We start from the raw sequence: 14,913 nt of genomic DNA, 5'->3' as shown, positions 1-14,913 counted from the left end.
CTCCTCAGCATCCGCCCGATGAACACGCTTACGCTACCGGCGAGTTGGTCATATGGCTTCAGGCGCGCGGGCATTGACGCCGCGGAGCTCGTCGGCGAGCGGGCCGTCGCCGAGCACCTCGACCCTGCCGCCCCCGACCGCCTGGGCGAGGGCGCTCCCGCCGCGGCCGACGGCCAGGACGGCGTCGGCGTCGAGCACGAGGCAGGCGTCGGGGCTGTCGGCGGGACCGTATCCGTAGACCTCGCCCGGCCCGTCCGCGCCGGTACGGATGTGGAACTCGCCTTCGGGGAGTCTGACTTCGACGACTCCGCCGCGGGTGAGGCCGTCCAGCGCCCGCAGCAGCGGCAGGGCGAACCAGTGCGCCCTGACCGCGTCCGTGGGGCGCCGTTCACCGAGCGCGGGAGCGCCCCATTCGGCGAGTGCGGTGAGGACCGGGAGCAGTCCGCGGCCGTGCTCGGTCAGTTCGTAGACCGCGGCGGCCGCGGGGGGCGGCAGGCGGCGGCGCACGGCCAGGCCGCCCTGCTCCATGTCCTTGAGCCGGGAGGCCAGCACATCCGTGCTGACTCCGGGCAGGTCGGCGTGCAGATCCGTGTAGCGGCGCGGACCGGCCAGCAGTTCACGGACGATCAGCAGGGTCCACCGGTCGCCGACGGAGTCGAGGGCGCGGGCGGTGGCGCAGAACTGGTCGTAGCTCCGGCGGCGGGCGGGTCGTGCGGGCTGCTGCTGACGTGGCATGCGACGCAGTCTAGACATGTTGTTGGACTTTCCAAGCCCGAGCTTGGTAAAACCAAGTATCGCAATTCACGTCGGGGAGGCACCGCATGGAGTTCCGGCAGTCCAGCAAGCTCAACGAGGTCTGTTACGAGATCCGGGGCCCGGTCATCGAACAGGCCAACGCCCTGGAGGAGGCGGGCCACAGCGTGCTCCGCCTCAACACGGGCAATCCGGCGCTCTTCGGTTTCGAGGCGCCCGAGGAGATCGTCCAGGACATGATCCGGATGCTCCCCCAGGCGCACGGCTACACCGACTCGCGCGGCATCCTGTCCGCCCGCCGCGCCGTCGCCCAGCGCTACCAGGCGATCGGGATGGCCGATGTCGATGTGGACGACGTCTTCCTGGGCAACGGGGTCTCCGAGCTGATCTCCATGGCCGTGCAGGCACTCCTGGAGGACGGGGACGAGATCCTGATCCCGAGCCCCGACTTCCCTCTGTGGACCGCTGTCACCACGCTCGCGGGCGGGAAGGCCGTGCACTACATGTGCGACGAGGGTGCGGACTGGAACCCCGACCTCGCCGACATGGCCTCGAAGATCACCGACCGCACCCGGGCCATGGTGATCATCAACCCGAACAACCCGACGGGCGCCGTCTACCCCCGCGAGGTCCTCGACGGCATGCTCGACCTGGCGCGCAGGCACGGGCTCATGGTGTTCGCCGACGAGATCTACGACCAGATCCTGTACGACGACGCGGAGCACCACAGCGTGGCGGTGCTGGCTCCCGACCTCCTCTGCCTCACCTTCAGCGGCCTGTCCAAGACGCACCGCGTCGCGGGATTCCGCTCGGGCTGGATGGTGGTGTCGGGCCCCCGGCAGCATGCCCGCAGCTATCTGGAGGGGCTCACCATGCTCGCGTCCATGCGGCTGTGCCCCAACGCCCCGGCGCAGTACGCCATCCAGGCGGCCCTCGGCGGCCGTCAGTCGATCCGTGATCTCGTGGCCCCGGGAGGCAGGCTCCACGAGCAGCGCGACCGGGCCTGGGAGCGGCTGAACGAGATCCCCGGTGTGTCGTGCGTGAAGCCCAAGGGCGCGCTGTACGCCTTCCCGCGCATCGATCCGAAGGTCCACCCCATCGTCGACGACGAACGGTTCGTGCTGGACCTGCTGCTGCGGGAGAAGATCCAGGTCGTGCAGGGGACCGGGTTCAGCTGGCCGCGCCCGGACCACTTCCGCATCCTCACCCTCCCGCACGCCGACGATCTGGACGCCGCCATCAGCCGTATCGGCCGCTTCCTGGCCGGGTACCGCCAGTGACCTGCCGGACCTGCCGCGTTCCCGTACTCACGCAGTTCGCCTCGCCGGATCTGGTGGGCGCGATCGTGGAGGGCGGTCTCGATCCTGCCGGGGACCCCCGCTGGCCGGACTCGGGCGCCGAGTCGCCGGCCGAGTACGCGCGCTGGTCGGGCCATCTGTGCGGTATGGCCTGCCTGCGTATGACGCTCGGCCCCGGGGCACCGTCCCTGTTCGCGCTGCGGGACGGGGCGTTGCGCTACGGCGCCTACACCGACGGCGCCGATTCCGACGGGGTGATCAAGGGGCTGGTCTACGCCCCCTTCGCCCGGTACGCCTCCGAGGTCCACGGCCTCGACGCGGTCGTCCACCGTGAGCTCTCCCCCGCCGGGATCCTGGAACTGCTGGACGAGGGGCGGAGGGTGATGGCCTCCGTGCACTTCGGGATCAGGCATCCGCAACAGCCGGCTCCGGGGCGTGGTGGCCATCTGGTGCTGCTGACCTCCAGGACGGCGGACGGCGGCGGGGTCCACTTCCACAACCCGTCGGGCACGTCGGCCGCGACGCGCGCGGCCGGCCTTCCGCTGCCGGTCTTCGAGCGGTTCTTCGCCGGCCGGGGCGTATCCCTCCCCGGTGGTGCGCGGAACGGCTGACGGGGCGCCACCACCGTTCGCATCCGGAGCGGCGGCTCATGGACACCGGTCGCCCCTCCGGACGACCGCACCCTCCCGGGACGGGGCCGGTGCTCCACTGTTCCGGCCGCCGGTCACCGGCGACGACGAGGACACCGACGAGCGGGGTGAGCCGTCCCATGGGTGCAGCGATACGCCACTTCGCCGCCACCCGGCCGGACGGGCAGGTGTTCACGGTGAACATCGAGCGCGACTTCCGGTACGACCCCTACCGCGACTTCCTCGTCTGCGCGCACTGCGACTGGTCGCCTTCGCTCCTGACGGCCCGGAAGCCGGCCGACATGGCCGGGGAACACCTGGCCGCCGCCCACGGCGCCGGCAGCGGACTGGCGGACCGGCGGACCGGCGGACCGGCGGACCGGGAGAACGGGAGAACGGGAGAACGGGAGAACGACTCCTTCCGCAAGGCGCCTTGGGTGGTCCTCCCGCTGTGCATGGTCCTCGTCGTCATGCTGCTGATGTCGCTGTAGGCGGCTCAGTCACCGTCCGACGAGTGGTGGGGCCGGAGCCCGGCCGCGGGTGTTAGCTTCTTCGCCGTGACGGAACACCAGGACGAGACGCGGGTGGCCTACGACGGGGTCGTCGAGCTGTACGCATCGATGTTCGCGGACCGGCTGGAGACACGGCCGTTCACGCGGGCCATGCTCAGCACCTTCGCCGAGCTCGTGCGCGGGACGGGGAACCGGCGGACGGCCGATGTCGGCTGCGGTCCAGGACACCTGACGGCCATGCTGCACGATCTGGGCCTGGACGCCTTCGGGTTCGATCTCTCCACCGGCATGGTCGACCACGCCCGGCGGGCCCACCCGTCACTGCGGTTCGACCAGGCGCGCATGGAGTCGCTTCCGGTCGAGGACCGCACCCTCGGCGGGGTGCTCTCCCACTACTCGATGATCCACACCCCTCCCGGGGAACTGCCCGCGCTGCTCGCCGAGCAGGCGCGTGTCCTGGCTCCAGGCGGCCTGCTCCTGGTCTCGTTCTTCGCGACCGACGCACCGGAGCCGGTCCGCTTCGACCACAAGGTGGCACCCGCCCATAGCTGGCCGGTGGACCGGTTCGCGGGGTTGCTGGCGGGGGCCGGACTCGATCCGTTCGCCCGGCTCGTCCACGATCCCGCCTCCGAACGGGGCTTCCTCGAAGCGCACCTGCTGGCCCGTCTCCCCGCGGGACCGGCCGCGTGATCGCGGTTCGGCGTCCTGCGTGGGGCGGCGGCCCCGGCGTCAGCCCCGCAGGGCGGTGAGCGCGGCGACCGGGTCGGGGTCGGGAGCGGCCCGGGGCCACCAGTCGTCCTCGCCGGGGTCGGATTCGTAGCCGTACCAGCGGCTGTCGTGGCCGAAGCGGAGCTGGAGGGTTCCCGTGGCGTCGGTCAGACGGTTGCGCCGGGGCTGGAAGCGCGGGAAGTCGGCCGCTGCCAGGGCGGGCCGTGCCCGGTCGAACGGGCCGGCCGGCGGATCCCACGCGGTCTCGAGCACGCCGAGCCCTTCCGCGCCGCCCTGCCGCCACGCGGCGACGGCCCGGGCCAGGTCCGTCGTGCTGCGGCCGGTGGCGAAGGCCAGCTCGCGGTAGAGCGCCCGGGTCGTCGCGGTGAGCCCGGCGGTGGGCCGGGACGCGGCGATCCGTACGGCGTCCTGCCAGGTGCTGAGACCGGCGAGCGGGTCGTCGCCGGTGGTGAGCATCGTATGGGCGCGGGCCGCCGCGTCCGTGGCCAGGTGGTCGAGGCCGAGCGGGTCGCGGGCGCCGGGCAGTTCCGGGTAGGACGGGGGCTCGCCCGGATACCGCGGCACGGGCAGCGGCGCGGGCAGCGGCGGAAGGAAGCGGTCGGCCAGGGCGTCGGAGGCGGCGACCGAGGGCATGTCGGGCGTCTCGGGGCGCTCACGGGCGGAGTGCTCGGCGTTACGGCGGCCCAGTTCGTCGAGGAGTTCACGCTCGCCACGGCCCCGCATCAGCAGCAGGACGAACGGGTCGCTGTCGAGGAGCCGTGCCGTCTGGAAACAGAGCGCCGCCACGTGCTTGCAGGGCCAGCCACGGTCGGGACAGGAGCAGTCCGGGTCCAGATCACCGGCGGCGGGCAGCAGCCGGATTCCGGCTTCGCCGGCCGTGTCGACCAGGGAGTGCGGCATCTCCTTGTCGAGGAGCGCCGACAGATGCCCCGGCCGGGCGGCGACGGCATCCAGCAGGGTGTCCCAGTCGGACGCGGGGAACGAACGCAGGCGCAGCTCGGCGCGGTAGGGGCGGGGGCGGCTGCCGTGGACGTAGGCGATGACCCGGCCCGGGGTCACGGTGATCGCGGCGACGTGGCCTCCGTCGGCGTACTCACGGCCACGTGCGAGACGCCCCTCGTCCATCGACAGCGACTCCAGGGCCTCCACCCAGGCCCTGCCCCACCAGCTCTCGGCGAAGGGCCCGTCGGCGTCCGAGGTACGGGCGGGCACCGCTTCGAAGGTGCGCCGCAGATCGTCGGGGCCCGGGCGGGCGGCGGGCCCGCCGTTCGGGCTCATGACGTCCTCCGGAGGGAGACGAGGTCGGCGAGGTCGCGGTCGTCGAGCTCGGTCAGCGCGGCCTCGCCGGAGCCGAGCACCGCGTCCGCGAGGGCACGCTTGGACTGCAGCAGTTCGGCGATCCGGTCCTCGACCGTGCCTTCGGCGATCAGCCGGTGCACCTGCACGGGCTGGGTCTGGCCGATGCGGTACGCGCGGTCGGTGGCCTGCTCCTCGACCGCCGGGTTCCACCACCGGTCGTAGTGGATGACGTGGGCGGCTCGGGTCAGATTCAGTCCGGTGCCGGCCGCCTTGAGGGAGAGCAGGAAGACGGGGACCTCGCCGGACTGGAAGCGGTCCACCATCCGCTCCCGCTCGGGCACCGGCGTGCCTCCGTGCAGCAGTTGGGAGGGGATGGCACGGGAGGCGAGATGGGCGGAGAGGAGCCGGGCCATCGACACGTACTGGGTGAAGATCAGGACGGAACCGTCCTCGGACAGGATGGTGTCGAGCAGTTCGTCGAGCAGGGCGAGCTTGCCTGAGCGGCCGGTCAGCCGGGTCGGCTCCTCCTTCAGATACTGCGCCGGGTGGTTGCAGATCTGCTTGAGCGAGCCCAGCAGCTTCATGATCAGCCCGCGCCGTGCGATGCCCTCGGACTGTTCGATGAACGCCATCGTCTCGCGGACGGCCGCCTCGTAGAGGGTGGCCTGCTCCCGGGTGAGGAAGACGGGATGGTCGGTCTCGGTCTTGGGCGGGAGCTCGGGCGCGATGCCCGGGTCGGACTTCTTGCGGCGCAGCAGGAAGGGTCGCACCAGCCGGGAGAGCCGTTCGACCGCCTCCTCGTTGCCCAGGCCGGCGGCGGTGCCGGTGTTCTCGACGATCCTGGCGTGCCGGGAGCGGAAGGCCTTGAGCGGGCCGAGCAGGCCGGGAGTGGTCCAGTCGAGCAGGGCCCACAGCTCGGAGAGGTTGTTCTCCACGGGGGTCCCGGTCAGGGCGACGCGCGCCGGGGCGGGAATGGTCCGCAGCGCCCTGGCCGTCGAGGAGTGCGGGTTCTTCACGTGCTGTGCCTCGTCGGCGACGACGAGGCCCCAGCCGTGGGCGGCGAGCTGCTCGGCTCCGGAGCGCATGGTGCCGTAGGTCGTGAGGACGAAGCCGCCGTCGGAGCCGTCGAGGGTGCGGTCGGTGCCGTGGAAGCGGCGCACGGGGACACCGGGTGCGAAGCGGTTGATCTCCCGGTGCCAGTTGCCGAGGAGGGAGGCGGGACAGACGACGAGGGTGGGGGCGGTGCGCGCGCGGTGCAGATGGAGCGCGATGACGGTGATCGTCTTGCCCAGGCCCATGTCGTCGGCGAGACAGCCGCCGAGGCCGAGCGCGGTCATGCGGTCGAGCCAGGCCAGGCCCCGGAGCTGGTAGTCGCGGAGGGTGGCGTCGAGGCCGGGCGGGGCGGGGAGGGTGGCGTCCTCGTCGAGGATCCGCTCACGGAGCGCGGCAAGGGCCCCGGCCGGCACGGCTTCGACCTGTTCGCCGTCGATCTCGGCGCTGCCGGTGAGGGCGACGGCGAGCGCGTCCACCGGGTCGAGGAGACCGAGCTCGCGCTTGCGTGCCTTGCGGACGAGTGCGGGGTCCACGACGACCCACTGGTCGCGCAGCCGCACCACAGGCCGGTGTGCCTCGGCCAGGGTGTCCATCTCCGCCTCGGTGAGCCGGTCGTCGCCGAGGGAGAGCTGCCAGTCGAACGCGAAGAGCTGCTCGGCGTCGAAGAAGGAGGTGCCGTCGGTCGCAGAGCCAGGTGCGGGCCGGACGACCGCGGCGGCGGTGAGCGAGCGGGCGAGCTCCCGGGGCCAGTGGAGGGCCACACCCGCGGCTGCGAGGCGTGCTCCGGCGGGGCCGATCAGCTCGTGGAGCTCGTCCTCGGTGAGCGCGAGCACGTCGGGGACGGGCTGGTCCAGAAGCCGCTCCAGGGGCGGCCAGACGCGGGCCGCCCGGCGCAGCGCGAGCACGGCGTCGATCCGGGCCCGCGGCCCGAACGGCTCACCCGCGCCGCCGTTCCAGAGCGTCGCCGCGTCGGTGACGTACGTCGGATCCGCCAGGCTGTGCACCTGGGTGATCGCGGCGGCGGCGTGGCGCGCGGCGGCCGGGGCCCTCGCCGCCTCGTCGTCCCCGGCAGTCTCCTCCGGGGCGCCTGACGTGTCGAACAGGTCGTACGCCGACAGGTCGAGCCGGAGCGAGACGCGCACTCCCGCGTCGAGGCCGGCGGCCACCTCGACGGCCCACGCACGGGCCTCCGGCAGATGCTGTGCCTCCCGGGCGGCGAACGGCGCTCCCATGGCGTGGGCGGCGGCGGGCGTCCGGGGCAGGGTGTCGGCGACGGCGTCGAGGAAGGCGCCGAGCAGCGCTCGGGGTTCGGGGACGCGCAGGGGTGTGCCGTCGAGCGGGACGGCGTGTCCCTCCGGCGGCATCGAGGCGGCGACGGCCCTGAGATGGGCGATGTCCTCCGCGTCACGCGGTCCGGCCCGCCAGGCGTCGTGGCCGTCGGACGTCAGCCCGGGCAGGAGCCTGCCGCGCGCGACGAGCGTGAGGGCGTGCAGGGCCGCCGCGCCCCACGCGCGGGTGGCGGGGTGGGCGGCCACGCGGTGCCGGGCTCGCGCGAGCAGGGGCACCGCGTCCTCGACGGGAAGCGCCACGGCGGGCACGGTGCGGGTGCCGGCACCGTCCGTGCCGCGCCGCTCGACGACCGTGAGCTCGGTGAGGGTGTGGACCCCTGTGCCCGTGTCGAGGCCGGTGAGGTCCGCGCTCGTCCCCGGACGGGGGTCCCAGAAGGCGATGCGGCCGTCCCGGGGCAGCGCCGCGGGCAGGAAGACCGCGGCGCACCGCAGCAGACGGTCGGCCGTGACGTCCTGCGCCTGCCGTGTCATGTCCACCACCCCTCCCCACCTCGGTCCGTTGTCGCCACTCCTGTCCTGGCGAGTCTAGGCGCGGGGTGTGACAACGCCCGCCCCGGCCGTGTTTCCAGGTCGGAGCGGGCGGAGAGCGGCGTCGGTGGCGCGCGCGGACGGCTGCGTCAGTGGTGGGCGAAGGGGTTGCTCCGGCGATGGCCGGACGGCTCCGGCTCGAACTCCGGGACCGTCTCCGGGTCGAACTCCGGCACCCCGTCCGGATCGGTCCCCGGCAGCTTCCCGTCCGGGCCCGTGTCCGTGTCCGGGAGAGGCGCGTCCGGGAGCGGCTGGTCGGTGAAGGTCTGCGCCGTGACGGCGGGGTCCACGACGTCCGGGTCCATGGGTGACGCCGGGTCGGCGTCGGACGGTTGTGCAGGCTCCTGCGGAACCGCGGGCTCCCGCAGGTCCGCGGGCCGCTCCGGGGCCGACCCTCCGGACCCTTCCTGCGGCTGCCCGGCGGCGACGGACGGCGGCGGCCCCTGCTGGGCGCGCTCGAGGAAGCGGAGCAGCTCCACGGGGAAGGGCAGGACCAGTGTGGAGTTCTTCTCGGCGGCGACCGCGACGACCGTCTGCAGCAGCCGCAGTTGCAGCGCCGCGGGCTGCGTGGACATCTGCTGTGCGGCCTGGGCGAGCTTCTTCGACGCCTGCAGTTCCGCGTCGGCGTTGATGACCCTCGCACGCCGCTCACGGTCGGCCTCGGCCTGCCGGGCCATGGAGCGCTTCATCGTCTCCGGCAGCGAGACGTCCTTGATCTCGACCCTGTCGATCTGCACGCCCCAGCCCACTGCGGGGCTGTCGATCATCAGCTCCAGGCCCTGGTTGAGCTTCTCGCGGTCGGACAGCAGATCGTCCAGATCGCTCTTGCCGATGATCGACCGCAGTGAGGTCTGCGCCATCTGGGAGACCGCGAAACGGTAGTCCTCGACCTGGATCACCGCGCTCGCGGCGTCCACCACCTTGAAGTAGATGACGGCGTCCACCCGGACCGTGACGTTGTCGCGCGTGATTCCGTCCTGGGCGGGCACGGGCATCGTCACGATCTGCATGTTCACCTTACGGAGCCGGTCGACGCCCGGGACGATCATGGTGAACCCCGGGGAGCGCACCTCGTCGTGGAGCCGGCCGAGCCGGAGCACCACGCCCCGTTCGTACTGCTTGACCACTCGGGCCGCGGCCATGGCGTACACCAGACCGCCCGCGAGTACCGCCACCAATGCGATCACCAACGCCTGGACCATCACGGCCCCCTGCCTACGGGGTGCGTTCCCACACCCACTCATCATGCCCTATTAACACCATATGCCCGATCCGTACACCTGCGAACCCCTGTACGGGTGCCGGGGGACCCGGCCGGCCGCGCACGGGATGCCGACGCCCGGCCGGCCGGGCAGGGTGGCCAGCGCCAGCACGTCCCCGGGACGTACCGATGAGCCGGACGAGCAGACGAGGACCCGCCCATGTCCGTCACCGCGCCCCCCACCGTTCTCCGCCGACGCGCCGGCATCGCCGCCGGTGCGACCCTGCTCGTCCTGGCCGTCTCGGGCTGTTCCGGACTGGGGCGCACAGCGGTCGGACCGGTCTCCTACACCACCGGCAAGGACGAGGTGGTCAGCGTGAACAGCCCCTCGGTGAAGGGCTGCCACACGATGGGTCCCGAAGGTGCGACCAAGGTCGACAACCGGACCCTGATCGACATGGTCCTGTACACCAGCCGCGACTGCAGCGGCCAGGGCACCGCCTACGTGGCCACCACGTTCTCCGACACCAACGCGGCGAGCGCCCGGCCCTGGCGCAGCTACACGTTCATTCACTGACCGGCTCGGTGAGGTGCGTACTGCGGGAGGCCGGCCACGGCTGTCAGGAGCGGGTCACCGCCGCCCGAGACCGGTCACGCCGTTCGGGGGCGGGCCAGCACCCAGACTCCGTCCGGGGTCAGCCAGCGGTCGACAGTGAGCCCCGCCTCCCCCAGATACGCCTCGAACCGCTCCACGGACAGCTCACGCGACCGGAAGGTCTGGGTCCAACGGGCGTCCTCGAAGACGTACTCCACGCGCACCTCGTCCACCCCGTCGCCGACCGGGCGCGCCGAGAGGATCCGGATGACGCAGCCCGCGGCCGGGTCCTCCCGCTCCCGGGGCACGGCGGAGTGGTAGTCGGCGGCCTCCCGCTGGATGAGGACGACGCCGTCGTCCTTCACGTATGTGCGGCAGGTCTCGAGGAGCCCCTATCGCCCGAGTGCACCAGGAACGATCCGAGCACGACCGCGTCGAACCGCTCGGCGCCGAGGTCCAGGCTCTCGATGGGGCTCAGGACCGTACGCGCCCCGCGCACCCGTTCCAGCATCCCCGGCGACTCGTCCACCGCGGTCACCTCGAAGCCCTGGGCGACCAGAGGGTGCGTCACCCGGCCTGCGCCGCAGCCCAGTTCGAGAATGCTCGCACCTGGCCGCAGCGCCGCGCCGATCACCTCCGGCTCGGTGCCGACGGACAGGCGCGCGTACAGCTCGACCGCGCATCCGTCCGGTGTGATCGAGCCCGGACCCGTCCCCGTGTATCCCTCACGTACCAGTTGTCCGCTCATGCGTGCAGAACGTACGGATGCCGCAGCGCGTTCCCCTCAGCACTGCGGGTAGCGGCCGTCGGGCCATGACACCGGCTGCTCCAGCTCCATGCACAGGTCGTCGGCGATCTCGGCGATCACGGACCGCCCCTCGGTGACGGCCAGCCAGGCGGCCGGCAGCCGTACGTCACCGTGGTGCGCGCCGAGCAGGTTGCCGCAGACCGCGCCCGTTGAGTCGCTGTCGCCCGAGTGGTTGACGGCGAGCAGCAGCGCCTCGGCGACGTCGTCCGCCGCGGGGAGCACGAGGGCGCAGTACACGGCGACGGCGAGGGCCTCCTCGGCGACCCAGCCCGCACCCAGGGACTCGACACGCTCGGCGGTGGGCCGGCCCAGGGCCGCGAGGTCGACCGCGGCGCGCAGGGCGGCCGTCGTCTCGTCGTGGCCCGGGTGGCGGCCCAGCAGGTCCATGGCGCGCAGCACGGCGCCCTCGGGTGAGTCGCCCTCCAGCAGGTGTGTGACGATCGCGGCGAGCGCGCCCGCCGCGTAGGCGCCTGTCGGGTGGCCGTGGGTGATCAGCGCGCACCGGGCGGCCAGCCCGAAGGCGGTCTCGGCGTCCGCGCCCAGCAGGCCGAAGGGGGCCGACCTCATCACCGTGCCGCAGCCCTTGGACTGCGGGTTGACGGGGCCCGGCAGATCGAGCGGTGCGCCCGTATCCGGGACATGGCCGGCGGCAAGGCCCGTGAGGCAGGCGTTGCCGGGCGCGCGGCGCGCGTACAGCCAGGGCTGCTGCCTGAGCCGGCCGGTCCGTACGGGCTCGTCCCCGCCGCGACCGGGCGGGGCGGGGTAGTTCTGGGTGTCGAGCCAGCGCAGGTAGGCGTTGCGGACGAGTTCGGCCTCCGCTCCCGCGATGCCGGTCGCCGCTGCCCGGGAGTGGGCCCTGATCAGTCCCTCGACCGTGAACAGCGTCATCTGGGTGTCGTCGGTGATCCGGCCGACGACGCCGTCGGCGTCCGGGACGGGGCCGCGTATGCCCCGCTCGCCGTGGCCTCTGCGGATGCCGTCCAGGGAGAGGAACTCGACCGGGTTGCCCAACTGGTCCCCGACCGCACCGCCCAGCAGCGTGCCCCGCACCCTGGACCGGCGGGCGACGGCGTCACCCCAGGCCGCTGCCCCTCGTGCCGTGTGTCCGTGCCCCGTCGTCGCCACAGCCCGCTCCCCGTCGTACGCCCGTCTGTTTCCGTACGCCGCACCGCGGGGGCATGCTGGAGACGAGGCGATGGTGATGCGAACCGGAAGTGAACCGTCCACCGCACGCAGCCCCCTGCGGATGCGACTCTGGCTGAGTCTATGGGGCATGATCTGGGCCGCGCTGGGGCTGGTGGCCTTCGTGGCGACCGGACGCGTCGGCTGGGCGACGGCCTGCGGGGTGCTGCTGGTGGTCACGGTCACGGACCTCTGGGTCGTCGTCCGGCATCTGCGGCAGGGGCCGCAATACCAGCCGGGCCGCGACGTCCCCCCGTACGAACCGGACCGGGGTGGGCGGGGCCGCTACCGCCGCTGAGTCGACGGGCCCGGGCGGGCACCCGCAGTCTCGGACCTGGCCGCCGCGGCCCACGCCGTCGCGGTACCGTCCAGCGCGGTCCCCGCCGTCGCGGCCGTCTCAGTCGCGGCTCTCGCCGTCGCGGTCCTCGAAGCGAGCGGCCTGAAGGTACTCCGGCTTCGGGTCGAGCGCGGCGGCCAGCCGGAAGTGACGGGTGGCCTGCTCGGGGCGGCCGGCCCGCTGGAAGGTACGGGCGAGCGCGAAGTGGGCGAAGGCGTTGTCCGGCTCGCGCTCCAGGACCAGCTCGAACTCCAGCTCGGCCGGACGCAGTTGGGCGGCGGCGAAGAAGGCACGCGCACGCAGCAGCCGCGCGGCCGTGTTCTCCGGGTGGGCACCGATCACCGAGTCGAGCAGCTTGACCGCACCGCGGGGGTCCCGTGCGGCGAGCAGCTGCTCCGCCGCACGGAAGTCGATGACATGCGTTTCCGGGTTCTTCTCGGGCACGGCCCTATCCTTCCCCTCGTTCTCCGCTCTTCAACATCCGGCCACAGGTGCGTATTCCGGCCCGGCAGCGGGCCGGCCGGGGCGTGCGCGGGGGCACGCCCCGGCCGGCCGGGCGTTCCGTCAGGCCACCGGATCAGCCGGCGGCGGCCCGTGCGGTCAGTTCCGACCAGACCGTGCGGACCTGGGGCTCCAGATCCTCCAGCGGACCGTCGTTGTCGATGACGAGATCGGCGATTGCCAGCCGCTGCTCGCGCGTCGCCTGCGCCGTCATCCGGGCGCGGGCGTCGGACTCCGTCATGCCGCGCAGCCGCACGAGCCGGTCCAGCTGGGTCCCGGGCTTCGCGTCGACGACCACGACCAGGTCGTAGAGCGGCGCGAGGTCGTTCTCCGTGAGCAGGGGAACGTCGTGGACGACGACCGCTCCGGCCCCGGCGGCCCGCTCCAGCTCCGCGGAACGCGCCCTGACGAGCGGGTGGACGATTCCGTTGAGCGTGGCCAGGCGCGCGGGGTCCGAGAACACGATCGAACCGAGCGCCGACCGGTTCAGGGAGCCGTCCGCGGTGAGGATCTCAGGGCCGAAGGCCTCGACGACAGCCGTGAGCCCAGGGGTGCCGGGCTCGACGACCTCGCGGGCGATCCGGTCGGAGTCGATCAGTACGGCTCCGTAGCGTGCGAGCAGCCGTGACACTTCGCTCTTGCCGGCGCCGATCCCGCCGGTCAGGCCCACTTTCAGCATGCGCCGAGCCTAGCCTCCGGCCGCGCCGCGGCCGGAGGTCCCCTCAGGAATCGCCTTCGCGTTCCGCGAGGAAGCGTTCGAACTCGCGGCCGATCTCGTCCGCGGACGGCAGATCTGCCGGTTCCGCGACGAGATTGCCGCGGGTCTCGGATCCCGCGAGCGCGTCGTACTGGTGCTCCAGTCCCTCGACGAGGGAGACGAGTTCCTCGTCGCCCTGGCCGACCTGCCGGTCGATCTCGGTCTGGGTCCGGTGCGCCTCCGTGCGCAGGGTGTGCGCCACGCTCGGCAGGACCAGTCCGGTCGCCGCGGTGACCGCCTCCAGGGCGGTGAGCGCGGCGTCCGGGTAGGAGGACCTTGCGACGTAGTGGGGCACGTGGGCGGCGACACCGAGGACGTCGTGCCCGGCTTCCATCAGCCGGTACTCCACGAGCGCCTCGGCGGAACCGGGGACCTGCGCCTCGTCGAAGGGGCTGCGGTGCCCGGGCATCAGGTCCGTGCGGTTGCCGTGGGGGGTGAGGCCGACGGGGCGGGTGTGCGGCACGCCCATGGGGATGCCGTGGAAGCTGACCGCGAGGCGGACGCCGAGGCGCTCCACGATCTGTTCCACCGCGGCGGCGAACCGCTCCCACTCGACGTCGGGCTCCGGTCCGGAGAGGAGCAGGAAGGGGGCCCCGGTGGCGTCCTGGACGACCTTCACCTCGAGGGCGGGCGACTCGAACGACGTGTACCGGTCGCGCTTGAAGGTCAGCAGCGGGCGCCGCGCCCGGTAGTCGACGAGCCGGTCGTGGTCGAAGCGGACCACGGTCTGGTGCGGCAGCGTCTCGAGCAGGCCGTCGACGATCTGCTCGCCGGTCTCGCCCGCGTCGATGTACCCGTCGAAGTGATAGAGCATGACCAGGCCGGCCGACTCCTGGGCGAGCGCCATGTCGACCACGGCCAGGCCCTTCGGCTCCCATTCGTACAAACTCTGCGGATCAGGCACGGTTACCGCTCCTCCTCGTGTTCCTGGGCGACAACGCCCTGCCCGGCCAGGGCATTCCCCGCCGACCCGCATTCCCTCACGATCAGGTCAGGACACGGCTGTGCAAGGCCGTCACCGCCTTCCGTGCCGAGGCGGTCGCCGGCGAAGTACACATGGCCTGCGGGCCTGTTGAGCGGCGCGGAGGCGGGCGCGTCGGGTCCGCCGGACAGCGGGTGCCCCTCACGCGCCGTCAGAACCGCGTACGCGTCGGCGTGGGAACCGGTGTTGCCGCACCCGATGACCGTTCCGCGCTCGCCGAGGTGGCCGAGGAGGCCGCACTACGGGTACCGGATCCGGACGAGGTCCATGTCGGTCTCCGTGATGCCGCCGAAGATCCGGCAGTGGCTCTCCCCCGAGCGACCGCGGCACTCCGGCCCGATCTTGCCGGCCGAGGTTGTACCCGGCCTTGGCCAGGGAGCCGAGCACCCCGCCCTGGCAG

At 72.8% G+C, this 14,913-nt stretch carries 14 protein-coding genes and 1 pseudogene; 6 read left to right on the top strand and 9 right to left on the bottom strand.

The window, feature by feature from the left end; translation table 11 throughout:
* Positions 1-48 precede the first annotated feature (48 nt).
* Positions 49-735, bottom strand: a complete 687-nt coding sequence (locus tag P8A20_RS27860) for a winged helix-turn-helix transcriptional regulator (protein ID WP_306104444.1) — start codon at positions 733-735, stop codon at positions 49-51.
* Positions 736-821: 86 nt separating this feature from the next.
* Here P8A20_RS27860 and P8A20_RS27855 point away from each other — a divergent pair, with 86 nt between their 5' ends.
* From P8A20_RS27855 to P8A20_RS27840, 4 genes are all read left to right on the top strand, one after another.
* Positions 822-2,033 (top strand): pyridoxal phosphate-dependent aminotransferase, encoded by a 1,212-nt coding sequence (locus P8A20_RS27855; RefSeq protein WP_147960726.1) that lies wholly within the window; start codon positions 822-824, stop codon positions 2,031-2,033.
* Positions 2,030-2,662 (top strand): cysteine peptidase family C39 domain-containing protein, encoded by a 633-nt coding sequence (locus P8A20_RS27850; protein WP_147960725.1) that lies wholly within the window; start codon positions 2,030-2,032, stop codon positions 2,660-2,662. The genes P8A20_RS27855 and P8A20_RS27850 overlap by 4 nt, the downstream gene beginning before the upstream one ends.
* A 158-nt stretch (positions 2,663-2,820) precedes the next feature.
* Positions 2,821-3,171: a hypothetical protein gene (locus P8A20_RS27845; RefSeq protein WP_306104443.1), complete on the top strand. Its 351-nt coding sequence runs from the start codon at positions 2,821-2,823 to the stop codon at positions 3,169-3,171.
* 66 nt (positions 3,172-3,237) lie between these two features.
* The gene (locus P8A20_RS27840; protein ID WP_147960724.1) at positions 3,238-3,882 is read left to right on the top strand and encodes a class I SAM-dependent methyltransferase; all 645 of its coding nucleotides are present in this window, start codon (positions 3,238-3,240) and stop codon (positions 3,880-3,882) included.
* A 39-nt stretch (positions 3,883-3,921) separates the two neighbouring features.
* On the opposite strand, the gene P8A20_RS27835 is transcribed toward P8A20_RS27840, so the two are convergent.
* The 3 genes from P8A20_RS27835 to P8A20_RS27825 form a co-directional block, all read right to left on the bottom strand.
* Positions 3,922-5,199 (bottom strand): SWIM zinc finger family protein, encoded by a 1,278-nt coding sequence (locus P8A20_RS27835; protein ID WP_306104442.1) that lies wholly within the window; start codon positions 5,197-5,199, stop codon positions 3,922-3,924.
* Positions 5,196-8,093, bottom strand: coding sequence for an SCO1167/SCO6262 family helicase (locus P8A20_RS27830; RefSeq protein WP_306104441.1), 2,898 nt, complete (start codon positions 8,091-8,093; stop codon positions 5,196-5,198). Before P8A20_RS27830 ends, P8A20_RS27835 begins: the two co-directional genes overlap by 4 nt.
* Before the next feature lie 146 nt (positions 8,094-8,239).
* Positions 8,240-9,352 (bottom strand): slipin family protein, encoded by a 1,113-nt coding sequence (locus tag P8A20_RS27825; RefSeq protein ID WP_306104440.1) that lies wholly within the window; start codon positions 9,350-9,352, stop codon positions 8,240-8,242.
* A 219-nt stretch (positions 9,353-9,571) separates the two neighbouring features.
* Here P8A20_RS27825 and P8A20_RS27820 point away from each other — a divergent pair, with 219 nt between their 5' ends.
* Entirely contained in the window at positions 9,572-9,928 is a 357-nt protein-coding gene (locus P8A20_RS27820; protein WP_147962910.1) for a hypothetical protein, read from the top strand.
* Positions 9,929-10,002: 74 nt separating this feature from the next.
* Here the strand turns inward: P8A20_RS27820 and P8A20_RS27815 are convergent.
* Both P8A20_RS27815 and P8A20_RS27810 read right to left on the bottom strand, forming a co-directional pair.
* A pseudogene (locus P8A20_RS27815) lies at positions 10,003-10,694 on the bottom strand (class I SAM-dependent methyltransferase).
* A gap of 36 nt (positions 10,695-10,730) precedes the next feature.
* Entirely contained in the window at positions 10,731-11,879 is a 1,149-nt protein-coding gene (locus P8A20_RS27810; protein ID WP_306104439.1) for an ADP-ribosylglycohydrolase family protein, read from the bottom strand.
* A gap of 76 nt (positions 11,880-11,955) precedes the next feature.
* Here P8A20_RS27810 and P8A20_RS27805 point away from each other — a divergent pair, with 76 nt between their 5' ends.
* The gene (locus tag P8A20_RS27805) at positions 11,956-12,234 is read left to right on the top strand and encodes a DUF6343 family protein (RefSeq protein ID WP_306104438.1); all 279 of its coding nucleotides are present in this window, start codon (positions 11,956-11,958) and stop codon (positions 12,232-12,234) included.
* 99 nt (positions 12,235-12,333) lie between these two features.
* On the opposite strand, the gene P8A20_RS27800 is transcribed toward P8A20_RS27805, so the two are convergent.
* From P8A20_RS27800 to P8A20_RS27790, 3 genes are all read right to left on the bottom strand, one after another.
* Complete coding sequence (locus P8A20_RS27800) at positions 12,334-12,717, bottom strand: tetratricopeptide repeat protein (protein ID WP_147962913.1); 384 nt, start codon at positions 12,715-12,717, stop codon at positions 12,334-12,336.
* A gap of 133 nt (positions 12,718-12,850) precedes the next feature.
* Complete coding sequence (gene coaE, locus P8A20_RS27795; protein WP_306104437.1) at positions 12,851-13,453, bottom strand: dephospho-CoA kinase; 603 nt, start codon at positions 13,451-13,453, stop codon at positions 12,851-12,853.
* A 43-nt stretch (positions 13,454-13,496) separates the two neighbouring features.
* Positions 13,497-14,435, bottom strand: a complete 939-nt coding sequence (locus P8A20_RS27790; protein WP_147962915.1) for a PAC2 family protein — start codon at positions 14,433-14,435, stop codon at positions 13,497-13,499.
* Positions 14,436-14,913 lie beyond the last annotated feature (478 nt).

The organism is Streptomyces sp. Alt3 (assembly GCF_030719215.1).
Lineage (GTDB): Bacteria > Actinomycetota > Actinomycetes > Streptomycetales > Streptomycetaceae > Streptomyces > Streptomyces glycanivorans.
The sequence above is the reverse complement of the archived record's forward strand: the minus strand, read 5'-3'. Positions and strand labels throughout refer to the sequence as shown.

What these genes read in the sequence shown, in the direction of transcription:
- P8A20_RS27860 (WP_306104444.1), bottom strand. Translation starts at nt 735, where the DNA reads ATGCCACGTCAGCAGCAGCCCGCACGACCCGCCCGCCGCCGGAGCTAC.
- P8A20_RS27855 (WP_147960726.1), top strand. Translation starts at nt 822, where the DNA reads ATGGAGTTCCGGCAGTCCAGCAAGCTCAACGAGGTCTGTTACGAGATC.
- P8A20_RS27845 (WP_306104443.1), top strand. Translation starts at nt 2,821, where the DNA reads ATGGGTGCAGCGATACGCCACTTCGCCGCCACCCGGCCGGACGGGCAG.
- P8A20_RS27835 (WP_306104442.1), bottom strand. Translation starts at nt 5,199, where the DNA reads ATGAGCCCGAACGGCGGGCCCGCCGCCCGCCCGGGCCCCGACGATCTG.
- P8A20_RS27830 (WP_306104441.1), bottom strand. Translation starts at nt 8,093, where the DNA reads ATGACACGGCAGGCGCAGGACGTCACGGCCGACCGTCTGCTGCGGTGC.
- P8A20_RS27825 (WP_306104440.1), bottom strand. Translation starts at nt 9,352, where the DNA reads ATGGTCCAGGCGTTGGTGATCGCATTGGTGGCGGTACTCGCGGGCGGT.
- P8A20_RS27820 (WP_147962910.1), top strand. Translation starts at nt 9,572, where the DNA reads ATGTCCGTCACCGCGCCCCCCACCGTTCTCCGCCGACGCGCCGGCATC.
- P8A20_RS27805 (WP_306104438.1), top strand. Translation starts at nt 11,956, where the DNA reads ATGCGAACCGGAAGTGAACCGTCCACCGCACGCAGCCCCCTGCGGATG.
- coaE (WP_306104437.1), bottom strand. Translation starts at nt 13,453, where the DNA reads ATGCTGAAAGTGGGCCTGACCGGCGGGATCGGCGCCGGCAAGAGCGAA.